Origin of the sequence: Paenibacillus sp. FSL R7-0297, from assembly GCF_038009025.1 — a bacterium.
Classification (GTDB): Bacteria; Bacillota; Bacilli; order Paenibacillales; family Paenibacillaceae; genus Paenibacillus_AQ.
The window spans coordinates 2,160,398-2,176,810 of the sequence record NZ_JBBPAQ010000001.1 but is presented as its reverse complement, the minus strand read 5'-3'; the positions used below and the strand labels follow the sequence as shown (position 1 = coordinate 2,176,810).

Annotated in this window: 14 protein-coding genes; 10 read left to right on the top strand and 4 right to left on the bottom strand. The window is 53.2% G+C overall.

Annotation, left to right across the window (positions count from 1 at the left end; genetic code table 11):
- The first annotated feature begins 36 nt into the window (after positions 1 to 36).
- The 10 genes from MKZ24_RS09615 to MKZ24_RS09570 all read left to right on the top strand — a co-directional run bounded on the left by MKZ24_RS09615 (position 37) and on the right by MKZ24_RS09570 (position 10,101).
- Positions 37 to 303 carry a BMC domain-containing protein gene (locus MKZ24_RS09615; protein ID WP_042139963.1) on the top strand — a complete coding sequence of 89 codons (267 nt, stop codon included), beginning with the start codon at positions 37 to 39 and terminating at the stop codon, positions 301 to 303.
- Positions 304 to 972: 669 nt separating this feature from the next.
- Positions 973 to 2,328: a hypothetical protein gene (locus MKZ24_RS09610; protein WP_340782422.1), complete on the top strand. Its 1,356-nt coding sequence runs from the start codon at positions 973 to 975 to the stop codon at positions 2,326 to 2,328.
- 84 nt (positions 2,329 to 2,412) lie between these two features.
- Positions 2,413 to 2,859, top strand: a complete 447-nt coding sequence (locus tag MKZ24_RS09605; RefSeq protein ID WP_340782419.1) for a BMC domain-containing protein — start codon at positions 2,413 to 2,415, stop codon at positions 2,857 to 2,859.
- Positions 2,860 to 3,026: 167 nt separating this feature from the next.
- Positions 3,027 to 3,308: a BMC domain-containing protein gene (locus MKZ24_RS09600; protein WP_019908484.1), complete on the top strand. Its 282-nt coding sequence runs from the start codon at positions 3,027 to 3,029 to the stop codon at positions 3,306 to 3,308.
- Between the two features lie 8 nt (positions 3,309 to 3,316).
- Positions 3,317 to 4,069, top strand: a complete 753-nt coding sequence (locus MKZ24_RS09595) for a hypothetical protein (RefSeq protein ID WP_042239646.1) — start codon at positions 3,317 to 3,319, stop codon at positions 4,067 to 4,069.
- A gap of 16 nt (positions 4,070 to 4,085) precedes the next feature.
- Positions 4,086 to 4,367, top strand: coding sequence for a EutN/CcmL family microcompartment protein (locus MKZ24_RS09590; RefSeq protein ID WP_042239647.1), 282 nt, complete (start codon positions 4,086 to 4,088; stop codon positions 4,365 to 4,367).
- Positions 4,368 to 6,185, top strand: a complete 1,818-nt coding sequence (ade, locus tag MKZ24_RS09585; protein WP_340782397.1) for an adenine deaminase — start codon at positions 4,368 to 4,370, stop codon at positions 6,183 to 6,185.
- 139 nt (positions 6,186 to 6,324) lie between these two features.
- Complete coding sequence (locus MKZ24_RS09580; RefSeq protein WP_340782393.1) at positions 6,325 to 7,008, top strand: cyclase family protein; 684 nt, start codon at positions 6,325 to 6,327, stop codon at positions 7,006 to 7,008.
- A gap of 24 nt (positions 7,009 to 7,032) precedes the next feature.
- Entirely contained in the window at positions 7,033 to 7,683 is a 651-nt protein-coding gene (locus tag MKZ24_RS09575; RefSeq protein WP_340782390.1) for an urea carboxylase-associated family protein, read from the top strand.
- A 186-nt stretch (positions 7,684 to 7,869) separates the two neighbouring features.
- Positions 7,870 to 10,101 carry an AraC family transcriptional regulator gene (locus MKZ24_RS09570; RefSeq protein WP_042239653.1) on the top strand — a complete coding sequence of 744 codons (2,232 nt, stop codon included), beginning with the start codon at positions 7,870 to 7,872 and terminating at the stop codon, positions 10,099 to 10,101.
- A gap of 765 nt (positions 10,102 to 10,866) precedes the next feature.
- Here the strand turns inward: MKZ24_RS09570 and MKZ24_RS09565 are convergent.
- The 4 genes from MKZ24_RS09565 to MKZ24_RS09550 form a co-directional block, all read right to left on the bottom strand.
- Entirely contained in the window at positions 10,867 to 12,471 is a 1,605-nt protein-coding gene (locus MKZ24_RS09565) for an extracellular solute-binding protein (protein ID WP_042239655.1), read from the bottom strand.
- Positions 12,472 to 12,698: 227 nt separating this feature from the next.
- A complete protein-coding gene (locus MKZ24_RS09560; protein WP_042239657.1) occupies positions 12,699 to 13,592 on the bottom strand; it encodes a carbohydrate ABC transporter permease in 894 nt (297 codons plus the stop codon).
- A gap of 36 nt (positions 13,593 to 13,628) precedes the next feature.
- Complete coding sequence (locus MKZ24_RS09555) at positions 13,629 to 14,495, bottom strand: ABC transporter permease (RefSeq protein WP_231637928.1); 867 nt, start codon at positions 14,493 to 14,495, stop codon at positions 13,629 to 13,631.
- A gap of 460 nt (positions 14,496 to 14,955) precedes the next feature.
- Complete coding sequence (locus tag MKZ24_RS09550; RefSeq protein ID WP_340782386.1) at positions 14,956 to 16,353, bottom strand: MATE family efflux transporter; 1,398 nt, start codon at positions 16,351 to 16,353, stop codon at positions 14,956 to 14,958.
- Between the last annotated feature and the right edge of the window lie 60 nt (positions 16,354 to 16,413).

Here is a 16,413-nt window from a genome sequence, read left to right as displayed (position 1 = left end):
CATGGATACACAATTTAGCTTAGCAGGAGGTGGATTATGCAAGCGATCGGATTGATCGAGACCCGGGGACTAACTCCGGCCCTTGAAGCACTGGATGCGATGTGCAAGGCAGCAAATGTGAAGCTGGTCGATTTCAAGCGTGTCGGCTCCGGACTTATAACGGTTATCGTCGAAGGCGATGTCGCCGCAGTCCAGGCGGCCGTGGAGGCCGGTATCGCCGCTTATCCCCGGACGGGGGGACAGCTGATTTCCTCCAACGTTATCCCCCGGCCGCACCCGGATCTGGCGCGGATGCTGCTGTAGATGGATTGAATTATAGAACTATATGCATGCACCTAGACTATAGCTAAAAGTCAGCAAATCAGCGGTGACCGGAGCAAGCCTTGGTTATACGGACGGGTAGCAAGGACTGCAAGAAACGGTTCTGCCGCTGTATGTATACAGCCATGAGATACGCTGGCTATACAACTACACGTGGCACTCCACCCAAGGACTAACGCGTTACTCTGCGGCCCGCGGCCCGGCAGCGAAGCGAGCTAACTTAAGTACATCTGTGAGTACTATCTCCTAGCAGCTACTGTAAGCACATCTGTAAGTACTGGCCAAAAAGTTGTACGTTTTACAACTTAGATACCCCGATACTAGGGAACTTGTAAGGATTGTTGTATGAAATACAACAATTCCCCGCTTAGCAGCTTGAATACGGGAGGAATGTTGCCTTTTATACAACAATTCCGGATTACGCTCGATTTCACGAGGAGAATGTTGTATTTCGTGTAGGATTTTCGTTAGTGTCTTTAAAGTTTAGCTTGTACTGCACGCTATTTAGGACTCTTCCTATGATTAGTGGACGTTTTTCCGTTTGGCAGCACTTCTCTGCGTGTGAACAACACGATCCCAAGTTGTCTGAAAAGTTGTCTGAAGGAAACCTATACTGCGCGCATTAATACCTAGTTTAGGAGGTGATTTCCCTTGTCCAATTTCATGAAGAGCATTGTTGCCGAGGTTTTGGAGCGAAATCACCCTGCTGCTGCTCTCACTTCCGTTACTTCACCCGTTACCGTTACTTCACCTGTTCCCGTCCTTGCTGAAGCTCCGGCACCGGCACCTTCTTCTGCTCCCATTCCCGTTCCGGCTTCGACTTCTGCTTCAGTCGGCCCTTCCTGTTCAGCGGGCAACTGGTCGGACTGCCTGGACACTTGCAGCAGTCCCGTGGATTGCCCGAAACCACCGGGCGGGATCAAGCGGATCAATTACCAGAAGGAGCAGGCCGGGAAGCGGCTCGCATTGTTTGGTCTGCCCGGTGATCCCGGCTCGACAGGGTCACCGGGGTCACCGGGGTCACCGGGATCACGAGAATCACTAGGATCACACCAATCACACGGATTGCCCGGCGCATCCCCTACTCCAGCCCGGTTGCCGGCTGCGGATGCGGCTGCACAGCTCCGCACCTCGCACCTTTTTCAAGAGCAGCAGGCAGCATACCCAAATACGGCACGATCCCCGGCAGTCAATGTGCCTGGGGATCATCGGAGCTTTGCCGAACGGTATCTGTCCCCTCTGCTCTTGCGCACCCTGCCTGCCGGGAGCAGGCAATCTTCCGGGAGCGGGCAGGCTTCGATTCCAGCCGGTACTCAGCATTCGGGCAAGAATTCAACCGGAGATATTCCCTGCCGGTCCGGCGGTATCCCGGGGGCTGGCCCCACCCGGACGATGGATTCACTGGCAGTGTCATATGACCGGAACACTGCTTCACCAGACATTCCAGTCCCCCTCATCCGGGATGGAACTATGGATGCCTGGCTATTCCCGGTAATCAGCAGCAGGCTCCGCACGCTGCTAGGCACTGCCGGCCGCAGCTACAGCTCGGCAGGCATACTAAGCGTTCCTCTCTGCCATCCGGGCCAGCTGTTCGCCGCAGAAGAACTGCTGGGCAGTGACCCTGCTCTGGAAGCAGATATCCAGTGGGGCGCCAGCGGCGGGAGCTTTGAGCTGAGGCTGTTCAGCAACGATTCCTTCAAACTGGACCGCTTGCTGATAGAGCTCACCGGAATCCTGCAGCGGGATTCCACCCGCCGGGTTCGGGTATACACGAGCCTGCAGCCCGGTCCGCTGCTTCGGCGGCATCTGGCTGCAGGCCAGCAGGAGGCCATTGCCGTAATCGATGCCGCCTCGCGCTGGAGCAGCATCGGCCTCGCGGAACAGCTGCTCGGCAGCTGCCCGGATGCAGGCCTCAGCCTCCGCGCCGAGCGCAGCTACTGCATAATCAGCGGAACCCCCGCTCAGATGGCAAGCGTGCTGCCAGGGTTCACACGCTTTGCTGACTAGCAGCAACTCTGAAAAAGCAATCCTGCCCTGTCGCCCAAGCATCCCTAAAGACTAAGCCCATTAATAACAAAGGAGGTGCCGGTGATGCAGGCACTCGGATTAATTGAGACTCTTGGATATACCACCGCCGTCTCCGCCGCAGATGCAGCCTTGAAAGCGGCGGATGTGCAGCTGATTGCGGTTGAGAAGGTTATCGGTGTCGGCGGTTCACTCGGCGTAACCATTCATTTAAGCGGTGATGTCGCTGCAATCGGCGCTGCGGTGGATGCTGGCAAAGCGGCAGCCCAGCGGATAGGCACAGTCATTTCCGCCCATGTCATCGCCAAGACCCATGAAGATGTAAACAGCAAAATACTGGCCAGATTCCTTCCGGGCCTGCCCGCAGACTCCAAGACGACAGACGCCGGAACTACATCAGACGGAGCCAAATCTGCCGCATCTGCCATACTTGCCGAAGCTGATCAAACCGACCAAACCGGAACTGCCGGAAGTGCCAGTACCACTGCTCCGGATCTGCCAGAAATTGAATAAGCATTAACAATCAACCTATCTATCTGTCTACCAATCTACCTACCTAACTAACTATCTGTTCGTCTATCTATCCGTCCGCCTGTCTATCTGTCTTATCCACTTACTGCGTGTCTCGTTTCCGGCAGGGCATTTTTGAATTACAACTAAATTATTGGAGGTTTTTTAGAATGGGAGAATCACTTGGATTAATCGAAACTAAAGGTCTGGTAGGCGCAATTGAAGCAGCCGATGCCATGGTGAAGGCAGCAAACGTGGAAATCTGCGGGTATGAAAAAATAGGCTTTGGTCTGGTCACGGTTATGGTACGCGGGGACGTAGGCGCCGTAAAAGCCGCTACGGATGCGGGAGCCGCCGCTGCCAAACGGGTCGGTGAACTGGTATCCGTTCATGTCATTCCCCGTCCGCACAGTGAAGTAGAACGTGCCTTGCTCTCTAAGGGTATTGAATAAATACTCCCATGGACAGCCGGCATAGTACAGTTGCAGAGAATGCCCTGCTGGGATTGTCATACCGCTCCAGAACGGCAGCGCTGAATGAGGAATATCCCCGGGTGTTGGTGCTGCTGGCCGGCCATTTCATTGGTATGGAGGAAGGTTACGCTGCGCTGCGGAGCTTAAGTACGGAGAAACTCAGGCTACGCTTATGGGCAGAAGATCAGCTGCTCGGGACAAATAACGCCGGAGAACTTGCACGCCAAACCGGAGTAGATGACCTGATCCACCCGGGGCAGGCCGATAAACTCTCCCCTGCCGATGCCGACGCCTTGTTGATCCCTGTTCTGTCGCTGTCATTCCTGTCCCGGCTCGTTCAGTTGGATACCGGGCATCCCTTCGTGAGACTGATTGTTGAGAACCTGTGTGCCGGCAAGCCCGTGGGCGCGCTTACTCTTGGAGCGGAGCCGGAGCATTACCGCTGGAGCGAGCAGGGTTTATCTCAGGCCAGTCCGCTGCTGAAAGAGAAAATGCGCAGCATGGTGACCGCAATATCCGGCTATGGGATCAGACTACTGGCACCGTCCGATGCCTTAAGCTGGCTGTCTGCAGGTTCTGCCCCGCTGAGGAGGCAGGTACTGACCGAGGAGGATATCATCGCAGCAGCCAAGCTGGGCAGAACCTCCATCACTCTGAACAGCCCGGCAGTAATTACTCCCCTGGCCAGGGACACCGCCCGGCAATATGGAATTGAGCTTAATCATGCAGGATTTGAATAGAAGAGGTGACCATCACATGAAGCTGGGAATCATTACTGGACACGTTGTGGCTACGCGAAAAGATGAGAATCTCGTCGGAGCCAAGCTGCTGATCGTACAGCCCATTCTCCCTGACGGGACGCCTGCCGGACAGCTGATTATTGCTGTCGACACCGTTGGCGCAGGCATCGGGGAGACCATTATCTATGCAGTGGGCAGCGTGGCTTCGAGGGCGTCAACGCATCCAAATGCCCCTATAGATGCCGCAATTGTCGGAATCGTAGATAGTGTGGATTGTCCCAGAGCAGGAGGATTGTAGATGATGCTGACTACCGATATCAAAGATGCGATTCAGCGGCGACGGATGATTGATGTGCTGCTATCCGGCCAGCTCCATGCCGACCTGGTGCTGAAGGGCGGCTATATTATCAACGTAATCACCCGGGAGATCTACCCCGGGGATGTAGCAATTAAAGGTGACCGGATTCTGCTTGTCGGCGAGGCTGATAAACTGATCGGCCCCTCCACAGTAGTAGAGGATATGCGCGGCAAATTCATCAGTCCGGGCTTCATCGATTCACATATGCATTTTGAAAGTGCAATGCTGACGGTTACTGAGTTCTCCAAGCTGTCGATTCCAACCGGAACAACCACGCTGGTGGCTGATCCCCATGAGATTGGCAATGTACTGGGCGTTCCCGGAATGAAGGCCATGATTGAAGAAGCGAAGACCTTGCCGAACCGCGTGCTGTTCACCGTCCCGTGCCTTACACCCGATGTGCCCGGCCTCGAGACCGCAGGCGCAGATATCGGCTCCAAGGATATGCAGGAACTGCTGAATGACGACCATGTTCAGGGAATCGGTGAACTGCAGGGGTTCAGCAATGTCCATCCCGTATACCGCAACGCTCCTTACCTGATCGATGATCTGCTCGCTTCCGTCTCCTATGCCAAGGCTATCGGCAAAAGCATTGAGGGCAACGCCCCCGGCCTGTTCGGCCAGGAGCTGGCTGCCCATATCATCTGCGGCGGAGGCCATATCTCCTGCCACGAGACAACAACCAAGGAAGAAATGATGGAGAAGCTGCGCTACGGGGTCAGTGTATTCATGCGCGAAGGCTCCTCGCAGCGCAATATGGCGGAGTGCATCCGGGCAATCACCGAGGAAGGTATGGATTCCCGGCGGGCCATTCTGGTCTCCGACGACATGGTGCCGGAGGATCTGCTGAAGCACGGCCATATGAATGATATCATCCGCCGGACGATTGCCGTCGGTATTGATCCGGTTGAGGCGATTCAGATGGCCACGATCAATCCGGCCACCCATTTCGGCTTCCAGGATATCGGCGTGCTGGCCCCAGGCAAGAAGGCCGATATCGCGGTCATCAGCGACCTGACGAACATGACCATTGCCGAAGTCTATATCAGCGGAGCCAAGGTTGCCAGTGATGGCGAGCTGACGCGCGAGATCCCCTCCTATATCTATCCAGACTCTGTCAAAAAGTCTGTGAAGCGCAAGCCGGTTAAGCTTGCTGACCTTCAGCTCTCCGCTGAAGGTGCCCAAGGAACCGTCCGGGTCCGCGTCATCGAGGTCATCCCCGACCAGAATCTGACCGGCTCCGGCATCTACACCGCTGCCGTGAAGGATGGCGTTGTGCAGCCCTCTGTCGAGAACGATCTGCTGCCCTTGGTTGTCGTAGAACGGCATGGCCGCAGCGGTAAGATCGGCAAAACCTTCGTCCGCGGCATGAAGCTGAAGGCCGGGGCCATTGCAGAGAGCGTGGCCCATGACACCCATAATATTATCGTCACCGGCACCAATTACGCCGATATGGTGACTGCGGTCAACCGGGTTATCGCGATGGACGGCGGCATCGCCATGATTGAAGGCGGCAAGGTGGTCGGCGATCTGCCGCTGCGCATCGGCGGACTGATGACCGATGAGCTGACCGGCAAAGAGATGAGCGCAAGAATTGCCGAGCTGCACCGGCTGGCCCGCGAGGAGCTGGGCTGTACACTGCATGTGCCGTTCATGCATCTCTCCTTCCTGTCGCTGGTCACCAGCCCGGCCTGGAAAATCACCGACGTTGGCCTGATCGACGCCGATGCCTTCACCGTGCTGCCGCCGCTCGCCTGAGCCCGCAGCCCTTGCGTCTGCCGTCAGGCTGAGTCTGCATCCTGCCGCTGCGCACGTCAGCCTCGCCTAACATCCGGAGCCGGTCAGCCGGTCATCAGTTACGCAACTAACTAATTCCCCTGTGAAAGGAGCACCTCTTATGGGCATTCAAGTGATAGATCTTTCCCAGGAAATCTACCAGGGAATGCCGGTCTTTCCGCCGCATCAGAAGACGATGATCTTCCCCAATATGAGTCACGAAGAGAGCCGCCGCAGGCTCGGCTTCGAGTTTGCCACGAACAATCTGCTGATTAACGAGCACGGCCCTACCCACAGCGATGCGATTTACGAATATGATCCGCATGGGCCGACGATTGATGAGATGCCGCTGGAGTATTTTTACGGACCGGCTGTCTGCCTGGACCTCTCCCATATTTCACCGGACGCCTACATTACCCGGCCTGATCTGGAACAGGCACTGCGCAAAGACCACCTCCATCTGGATAAAGGCGATATCGTCCTGCTGTACACTGGGCATTATAACCGTGCCTACGGCACTGAAGAATGGCTGACCCGCTATACCGGCCTGGATTATGAAGCGGCGGGATGGCTGGCGAAGCAGGGGATCATTAACATCGGCATTGATGCACCCTCCATCGACAATCCGCTGGACCCGCTATTTTCCGGCCACCTGATCTGCCGTGAGTACCGGATGACCAATACCGAGAATCTCTGCAATCTGCATCTGATCGCCCAGAAGCGTTTCCTGTATTTCGGACTTCCGCTCCGGATCCGCCGAGGCACCGGCTCCCCTGTCCGTGCAGTCGCGGTATTCATAGAATAAGTAAATGAGGCAGGTGAATGTACCATGACCACCGACAAGGTAATTGAAGAAATTCTCGTCCCCGCCTACGAGGGAAGAAGTGCACACGTACGCAAAGGCCAGACGCTCTACATCATCGATACCGAGGGCAAGCAGGTGGGCGATTTCGTCTGCTATAATGCTGAGGACCCTGACGAGCATGTCTCCCCTGTGCATATGAGATCATCGCTCAGCAGTATAAGGCTCAAGCCCGGCGACGGCCTCTACAGCAACCGCCGCAGACCGCTGATGCAGCTTACGAAGGATACCGTAGGGAAGCATGATTTCTTTTTCCCGGCGTGCGACTATTACCGTTATAAGATCGACTTCGGGCTGGAGGAGCATCCGAATTGCCATGACAACCTGCAGAAGGCGCTGCACAAATATCAGCTGGGTCACAAGGAGCTGCCCGATCCCATTAACTGGTTCATGAACAATGCGCTGGATGAGAATCTCGACTACGTAATCGAAGAGCCGCTCTCCCGGCCCGGCGATTACGTTGCGCTCCTGGCGCTGACCGATGTGATCGTCGCCCTCTCCTCCTGCTCGCAGGATCTGGCCCCGGTCAACGGCTTCAAGGTAACCCCGCTGATGATGCAGATTACCGAACCTGCTGCAGCCGTATATCCGCCGCACCGTGAGGCTCCCTACCGCTGACCATCCGCTTTCCCGGGTAGCTTTTGTACACAAATCTTGCATTTGTTCACTGCAGGATTATCAAGCCTGTTCACTGTTGTAATCTTGTTCCACTGTCCCGTTCATGCTATGAAGCTTATAATTGTTCTATGAACAATATAGACAGGACGGTATCGCCAGAGTACACAGTGAGACAGGGGGCTTTATATGAGACTGAACAAGATTGGTAATAAAAGAGCACTGTACAGCAGATTATTAGCCAGCATTACGCTTTGCGTCTCCTTAACTTTTCTTGTCTCCACCATCATCTATTACAACTATTATATCGGCGTGGAAAAGAAGCAGGCTTTCCAGTCGGACCTCGGTAACCTCACGCAGACCAGCAGGGAAGTCGTTAACATGACCGATGCTGCGCAATCGCTTTCTTTTCAAATATACCGCAACAGTACGATCTCCAAAATCGTTTTCTACGATAAGCCTGATATCTATGATGTCACGGCAGCCATGTCCGAGCTGGGCAATTATTTAAGCTCCATGCCTTATATTGAGTCCATATATGTCTATAATCCCAAAAGCGGACAGCTGTATATTGCCTCTTCCCACGGGCAGAACGGTGTCTTTACTGAGCAAGAGCTGGTAGACACCTCTATTCTTAATATCCTGGGCCATTATCAGGACTACAAGGCCTTCACACCGATTCCCAGAGTGTATTCCAATGGTGCGCGGGAGAATGACCAGGTTCGTGCTTATACTTTTTTGTGTCTGGATGCCATCGGCTGGGACCGGGCCATCAACTCTGCGGTAATCGTTAACATCTCTGCCCCCTGGATCAATAAGGAGATTACCAGTCCGATTAATTCTGCCAGCGCCACTTACATTCTGGACGATCAGGGGGCTTTCCTGTCCGGCAACAGCCTGCAGCAGCAGGAGCTCTCCCCTGAGGAAGCCGGATGGATCGAACAACGGATCAAAGGCCAGGAGGCGGGTTATTTCATCGGGTCATTCGGAGGCGTGAACTCGCTGATTTCTTATACTGCACCGGATGACTTAAGCTGGCAGTATGTACGGATTACGCCCTACGACATCATTACAGAGCAGACCAACAACATCCGCAACACCACCCTGCTCATTGCAGCACTTGTTCTGGTGGCCGGCATAGGCCTCTCCTGGATCATGTCCAGAAGCCTCTATCTGCCGATTGACCGGATTGTCAGCGAGATGAACATTCTTGAAACGGAGAAACGTGACAGCATGTTCATGATCCGGCAAAATACACTGCGTGATCTCATTCTCGGCCTCAAGCCGTTGCAGTCTATTCAGCAGGTAGAGAAGCTGCGCCAGCTTGGAATTCATTTCACCTTCAATGATGATTTCCGCCTGATCCTGCTAAGGATTGATCACTACAAAGAGTTCAGGGAAGCCCGCTCTTCCTACCTGCTGGCCTCGAAGTTTGCCATTATGAATATCGCTTCGGAAATTTGTGGCCAGACGTACCGCGTCGAGACTGTTGATATGAACGATGACGGCATCCTTGTGCTGCTGAACATTATCGATCCCGTGGAGTATACGGATACCGGGCTGATTGAGGCGCTGCTCCGGCAGATCCAGCAGGCTTGCTCCGATTATCTGAAGCTAAGTCTTACGCTTACCTACAGTCATATTGACCGTAACGCTGGCCAGCTGCACCAGCTCTACAAGCAAGTCCGGGAAGCGTCGAATCACCGCCTGTTCTACGGACATGGCTGTATTATTAACGCCCAGCACATATGCGCTCTTGAGTCCAGCACTTATCACTATCCCACCGACAAGGAAAAGAAACTGGCCGACGCGCTGCTCAGCGGTAAACTGGAGGACGCCGCCGAGCAGTTCAACAGCATTATCCGGGAGACGGAAGCCTTCCCCTTCCAGACGGTGCAGTTAACAGTATCCAGACTCAGCGTGACGGTCAGGGAAATCGCGAATACTGTGCAGAAACGTAACCGTTTACAAAATGACGGAATCAGCGGACTGCCTTGCCTGGAATCCATTGAGACCATTGAGGAGCTGGAGGAAGCCTTCTCCACTCTCTTCACTGCATTGCGCGAACAGCTGGACGAGAAGAAGAACTCCAAGCAGCATGATCTGATCTGCCAGATTAATAACAAGATTAACGAGAATTACATGAAGCCGAACCTAAGCCTCAACCAGATTGCCGATGAGCTCGATATGTCGCCGATCTATATCAGCCGCCTTTACAAGCAGCAGACCATGAACAGTATCGTCGATGTCATGCTGGAGGTGCGGATGCGCGAGGTATGCGCCCTGCTGGAGAATACCGACCTGCCGGTAACTACCATTGCCGAGCGCTGCGGTTTCACCAGCAGCTCTTATCTGCACCGGATGTTCAAGCGCAGCTTCGGTACGACGCCTACGGATTACCGGCGTTCGAAGAATGCTTAGATAGTTGACTCATTAATGTTCCGGGAGTTCGGGGGGTTCGGGTTATGCTGGCATTTACGGCAGTTCTGCTGTAGCAGTACTATTTCCAGCTCCTGTTCCTGTTCCCGCTTCCCTCGCGATTAGCCGCTAGAATGAAGCAAAATGCTGCATTTCATACAACAATCCCCGCTTAGCTGGCGCATATTGAGCTGGAATGTTGTATTTTGTACAAGATTAGTCTCCAGTACACGAAGACCCCTCCCGCTTTGGTGGTTGTTCTCACGCTTTGGTGGTTGTTCTCAGCTTTGGTGGATGTTCTCACGCTTTGGTGGAACACCAAGCCAGTCTCTAGCTACGCAGAGAACTCCCTCCGCTTTGGCCAGTCTCCATATACACGGAGACTGGCTTTTCTGCTCTCCTCCCCCATGGAAGACGGTGTCTAACGCGGCTTTTGCTCTTTGAGTGCTGTGTGCAGGTCTGGCTACCGCTTAAACAGCGGAGAAAACGGAATGAATGTGGAGAAGCGGCAGCGTTCGCCTTTGTGTCCGGATTTTCACCGCTAAGGTAAAAATAATAAAATCCGGACACAACAGCGATCGGAACATCATTCCGTTTTCGGAGCGTTCACCTGGCGCGCCTCCGTTGCACCTGCACCAGCCCCCTGCACTCGCACCTGCACCAGCCCTGCACTCGCACCTGCACCAGCCCTGCACTCGCACCTGTACCCTCACCTACCATCTGCACAACAAAAAGCCCCAAAAGCCGTTAGGCTTCCAGGGCACTCCTCTACTTGATTCCTTTTTCAGCAGTATAAGCATTCCACTGCTTCGTCCACTCCGCCTGAATCTTTTCAAGACCCGCCTGTTTGGCCTTCTGCATGAAGGTTTCCAGCCCTTTGTCTACATCATCCACGAGCCCGGCTTCCAGCGGGAACAGATATTGCTTCTCCACCTGCTCAAGTGCGGCTTTCTCCGCCTGATAGGAGGTGTAATCCTCTGCAAAGCCCAGGAACAGGTCTGGCTTCTGGATCTTGTCTAGCTCGTCAAAGATCGCCTTGACCCCGTCGAAGCCCTTGTCGAACAGCATGAATTCCGGATTTCTCCACGCCCAGCCGTTCATACCCTCACGAGTGAAGCCATTGGAAGTGCTGGTACCGACCAGCTTATAGTAACCGTCTTCTACAGTGTAGTTTTTGCCTTCAATGCCGTATTGCGTCAGCTGGTTATACCGTTTGTCCAGGACCATCTTCTGATAGAAGGCCAGCGCTCTTTCCGGGTTTTTGCTGCTCTTTGGAATGGCAAATCCATTATGAATCGGATGTACCGGTGTAGCGTAGCCTGTAGTTAAGCCGAATGGAGAATAAGCCAGCTCCCAATCCGGATGTGTGGTGCTGATCTTCATTTTCATATCATTGAACCGGTTAGGGTTGTCTCCGAACATGGTGGCCGCTTTACCGGAAGTAACCGGGTCCTGCATCGTATCCTTAATATTTAGCACGTTCTTCGGAATGAAGCCTTTGTCGGCCCAGCGCTTCATCGTTTTAAGCTCTTCTTTTTGCTCATCGGAGCCCCAGTAGGAGTAGACCGTTGTAGGAGATTCATATTTCACGCCCATACCGTAAGGCAGAGCGCCGATCATCTTGTTCAGCTCCGTATAAATGTAGTGCAGGTTATTGCCCACATCACTGTTTAGGGACATTGGCATCATATCCGGCTCATTTTTGGTGATGCCGTCCATATAGGCCTCATAGCTGGCCAAGTCCTTCGGCTCCGGAAGATTATATTTCTTGCGCAGATCCTCGCGGTAGACGAAACCGTTGGTTACATATTCTTTAAAAGTGGCAGGAACCGTATAGATTTTACCGTCTACCTTAACATCCCCCCACATGCTTTCAGGAACGAATTTCTGCAGCTCGGGAGCCGCCTTAGGCAGAAGGTCATCCAATGCCAGGAAGGCACCGCGCTTCGCATAGGATTGATACTGGGTCCAGTCCGCAGTGAAAATCAGATCAATGGCCTGGCCGGAGGACAGCAGCAGCTTGTATTTCTGATCCCAGTCCGTCCAGCTTGTATAATTGAACTTCACGGTTGCATTCAGCTCTTCCTCAGCCATCTTGTTGATCTCGGCCTGGATTGCCGGAAGATCCTTCGGAGCGTCGCCCAGCATGTAGAATTGCAGCTCCACCTTCTTCGAGGTGTCAATGCCGGTATCTGCTGCGGCTGTGGCTGCAGCACCGTCTGTTGCATCCGCAGTGTTGGTTGTATTTCCGTCTGTTCCAGCGCTGTTGGTATTGCCATTGCTATTGCCCCCGCCGCATCCCGCAAGAAGCGATAGAGCGAGCACACCAGTCGTAAGCGTTACCAGAGATTTTCTGCCTACTTTCTTTCTCATTAATGAACCCTCCTAAAAGTTTGGTAAGCGGTACAACTACGCTTCAGCTTCAAGTACAGCTGCTTCGGAAGCGTACACTTGATTGTGTAAGCTACTCTTTCCGTTGGCTTCACAACACTTACTGCGAAGGCATAATCCCGGGCCGGGTAAGCTTACTTCCATCCGTTTTGACTCTATGTTAGCCGAAATAACAGACTCATGATAATGGTACGTTCTGTCAAACGGTTCTAACCTTTTACAGCTCCGATCGTCAGGCCTTTCACGAAATAGCGCTGAATGAACGGATACAGGAACAGAATCGGTCCGGTAACGACAATGGCCATGGCCATCTTGGTAGATTCCGTAGGCAAGTCGCTGCCCAGGCTGACACCGGTACCTGCGCCCATGTTGGCGATGAAGGACGCCGAGTTAATTACATTGTACAAATGGAACTGCAGCTGATACTTATGCGGATCATTGATGAACAGCGAAGAGGAGAACCAGTCATTCCAGTAGGCCAGGGCGAGAAACAGACCGACTGTAGCGATGCCTGGCATCGACAGCTGAAGCACAATTCTCCAGTAGATTTTGAAATCTCCGGCACCGTCAATCTTGGCCGATTCGAACAGCTCCTCCGGAACGGCGGAACGGATAAAGTTCTTCATCAGGATAATCAGGAACGGGGTCATCAGCCCCGGAAAAATCAGCGCACCATAGGAATCGGTCAGATGCAGATATTTAGTGATCATAATATACCAAGGCACCAGCCCTCCTCCGAACAGGGTCGTGAAGTAAATATAGAATGAAAAGGTATTGCGGTATCTGAAATCCTTGCGGGCAAGTACATAACCGGCCATTGTCATAAAAAATAATCCCAGCGTGGTCCCTGTCACCGTAGTGAACAGTGTCACCCCATACGCACGCAGCACCTCATCGGGAAATGTAAACACCGTCTTGTACCCTTCCAGCGAGAACTGCGCCGGTATCAAATGATAGCCATCCTTGATGATCGATTCATTGGCCGTCAGGGAGGCGGAAATAATCAGCAGGAACGGAATCAGACAGGCTAGGGAGCCCAATATGATAACTGTGTAGGCTACTCCCTGCAGCAGCCTGGTATAGTGATCGTCTTTGATTTGCATGTTCGTTTTCTCCTTCCGCATCATGTTCAGCACATTCTAGAACAAGGCATATTCGTCATTTATTTTACGGATAATGTAGTTTACCGTCATAATTAGGAAGAACCCGAACAAGGATTGGTACAGACCGGCCGCCGTTGCCATCCCGACATCAAAGGTAACCTTGAGCGAACGGAACACGTACGTATCCAGAATATCTGTCGTATTGTAGAGCACCCCGTTGTTGCCGATCAGCTGGTAAAAGAGGTCAAACTGCCCCTTCATGATGCTTCCGAGCGAGAACAGCAGCAGCACGACAAAGGTGGATTTCAGCATCGGCACCGTGATATACCAGATGCGCTGAAAAATATGCGCTCCGTCAATTTTAGCTGCTTCATAATATTCATCGCTGATCCCTGTGATGGCCGCCAGGTAGATGACCATGCTGTAGCCGAGATTTTTCCACAGATAGAACAGGATAATCAGGAAGATCCAGATCACCGGATTATTGTAGACATCTACCGGATTGGCTCCGAATTGCGATAGCAGCGTATTCAGGAAACCGTTATCATAATTGAACACGTTATAGACAATAACGCTCAAAATAACGAAGGATACGAAATACGGCAGGAACATAATCGATTGGGTCAGCTTCTTGAACCATTTCACCCGCAGCTCGCTGAGCAGTATGGCACACACAATGGCCAGTATGTTGCCGAGCAGGATGAAAGCCAGATTGTAGCCGATCGTATTGAGCGTCAACTTCACCAGCGTGCCGGACTTCCACAGAAATTCAAAGTTCTTCAGGCCCACAAAGGGAGCATTGAACAGCCCCGAATTGAAATCAAATTGGGTAAATGCATAATACACCCCGACCATCGGAAAATACGAATTGACCAGGAAGAACAGCAGCGTCGGCAGCAGCATCAGAAAAAGAACACGATTATGAACCAGCTCATGCAGAAATCCCTTTTTTCTTTTCTTCCGGGCGCCGGATTCAGTGTGTGGTGACAGCAGTCCGCCCTGTTCCTTCACAGGAAGCTCAATGGCGAGCAGCATACTATTCTTGCGCTTGCGGTGTCTCAAAGTCTTCACTCTCCTATGCCTATATATAAGTTGCGGCGTCACTAACCCCCGAAGCCCTCCTTCCGGAAGGCCTGTTGGCTTCGTCCAATGTATGACCTGAGTATAGAAGACACCTCCAGAAGTTGAACAGTGAACCTTACAGCTATTCCTGTATTTTATTGCGGGCCCCAGGGTGTACATTTCATACTTTTGTGCAGTAACCGCAGCTTGAACGCAAATAAGCCCCCGGATTACTCTCCTTCAGGAGAAGAATCCGGGGGAATGGTGTGCGTACTCCCTCGCTTATATCATCAGATAACCCTTAAAGCTCTACCGAACATGCCACGCCCGGCTTCTCCTTCACTCCCTGCCGGCGCCCGGCAAACTGCGATTCGGCCTGACTCAGCACCTTCCGTTTCCGCCAGCGCAGCAGCACCAGTCCTCCTCTTGCCGCTTCATCGGCAATCATACAGCAGTAGATCCCCAGCAGCCCCCAGCCGGACGAAATTCCGAGCCAGTAGGAGCCGCCTACGCCAATCAGCGTCATGGAGATCATCGAGACCACCATGGTATAGCGGGTGTCGCCAATCGCATTAAGCGAGTTGCCTATGGCCATATTCAGCATTTTGCACGGCTGCAGCAGCAGATTAAGCGCCAGCAAGGATACGCCGATAGCGACAATCTCCGGATCGGCAGTGAAGAACCCGAGCAGCGACCGGCCGAACAAATACAATAGCAGCACATTGGCGCTGACGATGGCCAGCCCGATGTATAGTGTCCGGTATGCAGCACGATAGGCCTCCTGCGTCTGCTTGGCACCGAAGAGATAGGCGATCTGAATCTGCCCGGCCATGGCGATGGCATAACCCAGCGTGAAGCAGAAGGACTCCAGCGTGTTCAGATAGGTACGCGCAGCCAGCTCCTTGGCACCCAGCAGGGCGAGAAAAGAATAAATCACCAGCTGCGACAATACCCAGGAGGAGGAGTTCAGTCCCAGCGGCCAGCTGATCCTGACGATCTCCGCGAATAATTTGCGGTGGAAGGTCCGGAAATCCGGCAGCCTGATTCTGCGCTCAAAAGCGCTGCTGAACATATACAGCAGTACAGCCACACCGATCAGCCTGCTGATCATCGTGGAGACCGCAATGCCGCTTAGCCCCATCTCCGGCAGGCCGAACATGCCGAAGATCAGAATATAATTGAGCAGGATATGAATAACATTCACAGCCACTCCCGTATACATCGGCCCGCGCGTATTGCCTGTATTGCGGATTGCAGAGCCTAGAGAGGCAGTCATTCCAACCATGAACAATCCGCCGCCCACATAAGTGAGATAGACATGAGATAGCGGAATCAAATCTCCTGAAATGTGAAGCATCCGGGCAACCGGATCGGCATACAGAAACAAGCTGACACTGAAGGCAACCCCCAGGATAGTGCTTACGGTAACTCCCATGATCGCAATCGTACGCGCCTCTTCATTGCGGCCGGAGCCGAGCCGCTGCGCAATCAGTATACCTGCACCTCCGGCGAACGTGGTAAACAGTGTTATCAAAGCGCCAAATAACTGATTCGAAATGCCTACCACGGCAACGGCATCATCAGAGATCCGGCTGACCATGATAGTGTCCACTGTCCCGAGCAGCGTTTGCAGAAATATTTCAATAAATATTGGCCAGGCCAGCATCCACAGTCCGCTCTTCCCACCCATGGGTTTCATGGAATAAACCCTCCTCTGCCAATATGCGGCTGCTATAACCTGTGTAATCAAGCCTTGCAA

Bases quoted from the DNA above. Each gene is read 5' to 3' on its own strand.
- MKZ24_RS09615 (WP_042139963.1), top strand. From the start codon at position 37: ATGCAAGCGATCGGATTGATCGAGACCCGGGGACTAACTCCGGCCCTT.
- MKZ24_RS09605 (WP_340782419.1), top strand. From the start codon at position 2,413: ATGCAGGCACTCGGATTAATTGAGACTCTTGGATATACCACCGCCGTC.
- MKZ24_RS09600 (WP_019908484.1), top strand. From the start codon at position 3,027: ATGGGAGAATCACTTGGATTAATCGAAACTAAAGGTCTGGTAGGCGCA.
- MKZ24_RS09595 (WP_042239646.1), top strand. From the start codon at position 3,317: ATGGACAGCCGGCATAGTACAGTTGCAGAGAATGCCCTGCTGGGATTG.
- MKZ24_RS09590 (WP_042239647.1), top strand. From the start codon at position 4,086: ATGAAGCTGGGAATCATTACTGGACACGTTGTGGCTACGCGAAAAGAT.
- ade (WP_340782397.1), top strand. From the start codon at position 4,368: ATGATGCTGACTACCGATATCAAAGATGCGATTCAGCGGCGACGGATG.
- MKZ24_RS09580 (WP_340782393.1), top strand. From the start codon at position 6,325: ATGGGCATTCAAGTGATAGATCTTTCCCAGGAAATCTACCAGGGAATG.
- MKZ24_RS09575 (WP_340782390.1), top strand. From the start codon at position 7,033: ATGACCACCGACAAGGTAATTGAAGAAATTCTCGTCCCCGCCTACGAG.
- MKZ24_RS09570 (WP_042239653.1), top strand. From the start codon at position 7,870: ATGAGACTGAACAAGATTGGTAATAAAAGAGCACTGTACAGCAGATTA.
- MKZ24_RS09565 (WP_042239655.1), bottom strand. From the start codon at position 12,471: ATGAGAAAGAAAGTAGGCAGAAAATCTCTGGTAACGCTTACGACTGGT.
- MKZ24_RS09560 (WP_042239657.1), bottom strand. From the start codon at position 13,592: ATGCAAATCAAAGACGATCACTATACCAGGCTGCTGCAGGGAGTAGCC.
- MKZ24_RS09555 (WP_231637928.1), bottom strand. From the start codon at position 14,495: ATGCTGCTGCCGACGCTGCTGTTCTTCCTGGTCAATTCGTATTTTCCG.
- MKZ24_RS09550 (WP_340782386.1), bottom strand. From the start codon at position 16,353: ATGAAACCCATGGGTGGGAAGAGCGGACTGTGGATGCTGGCCTGGCCA.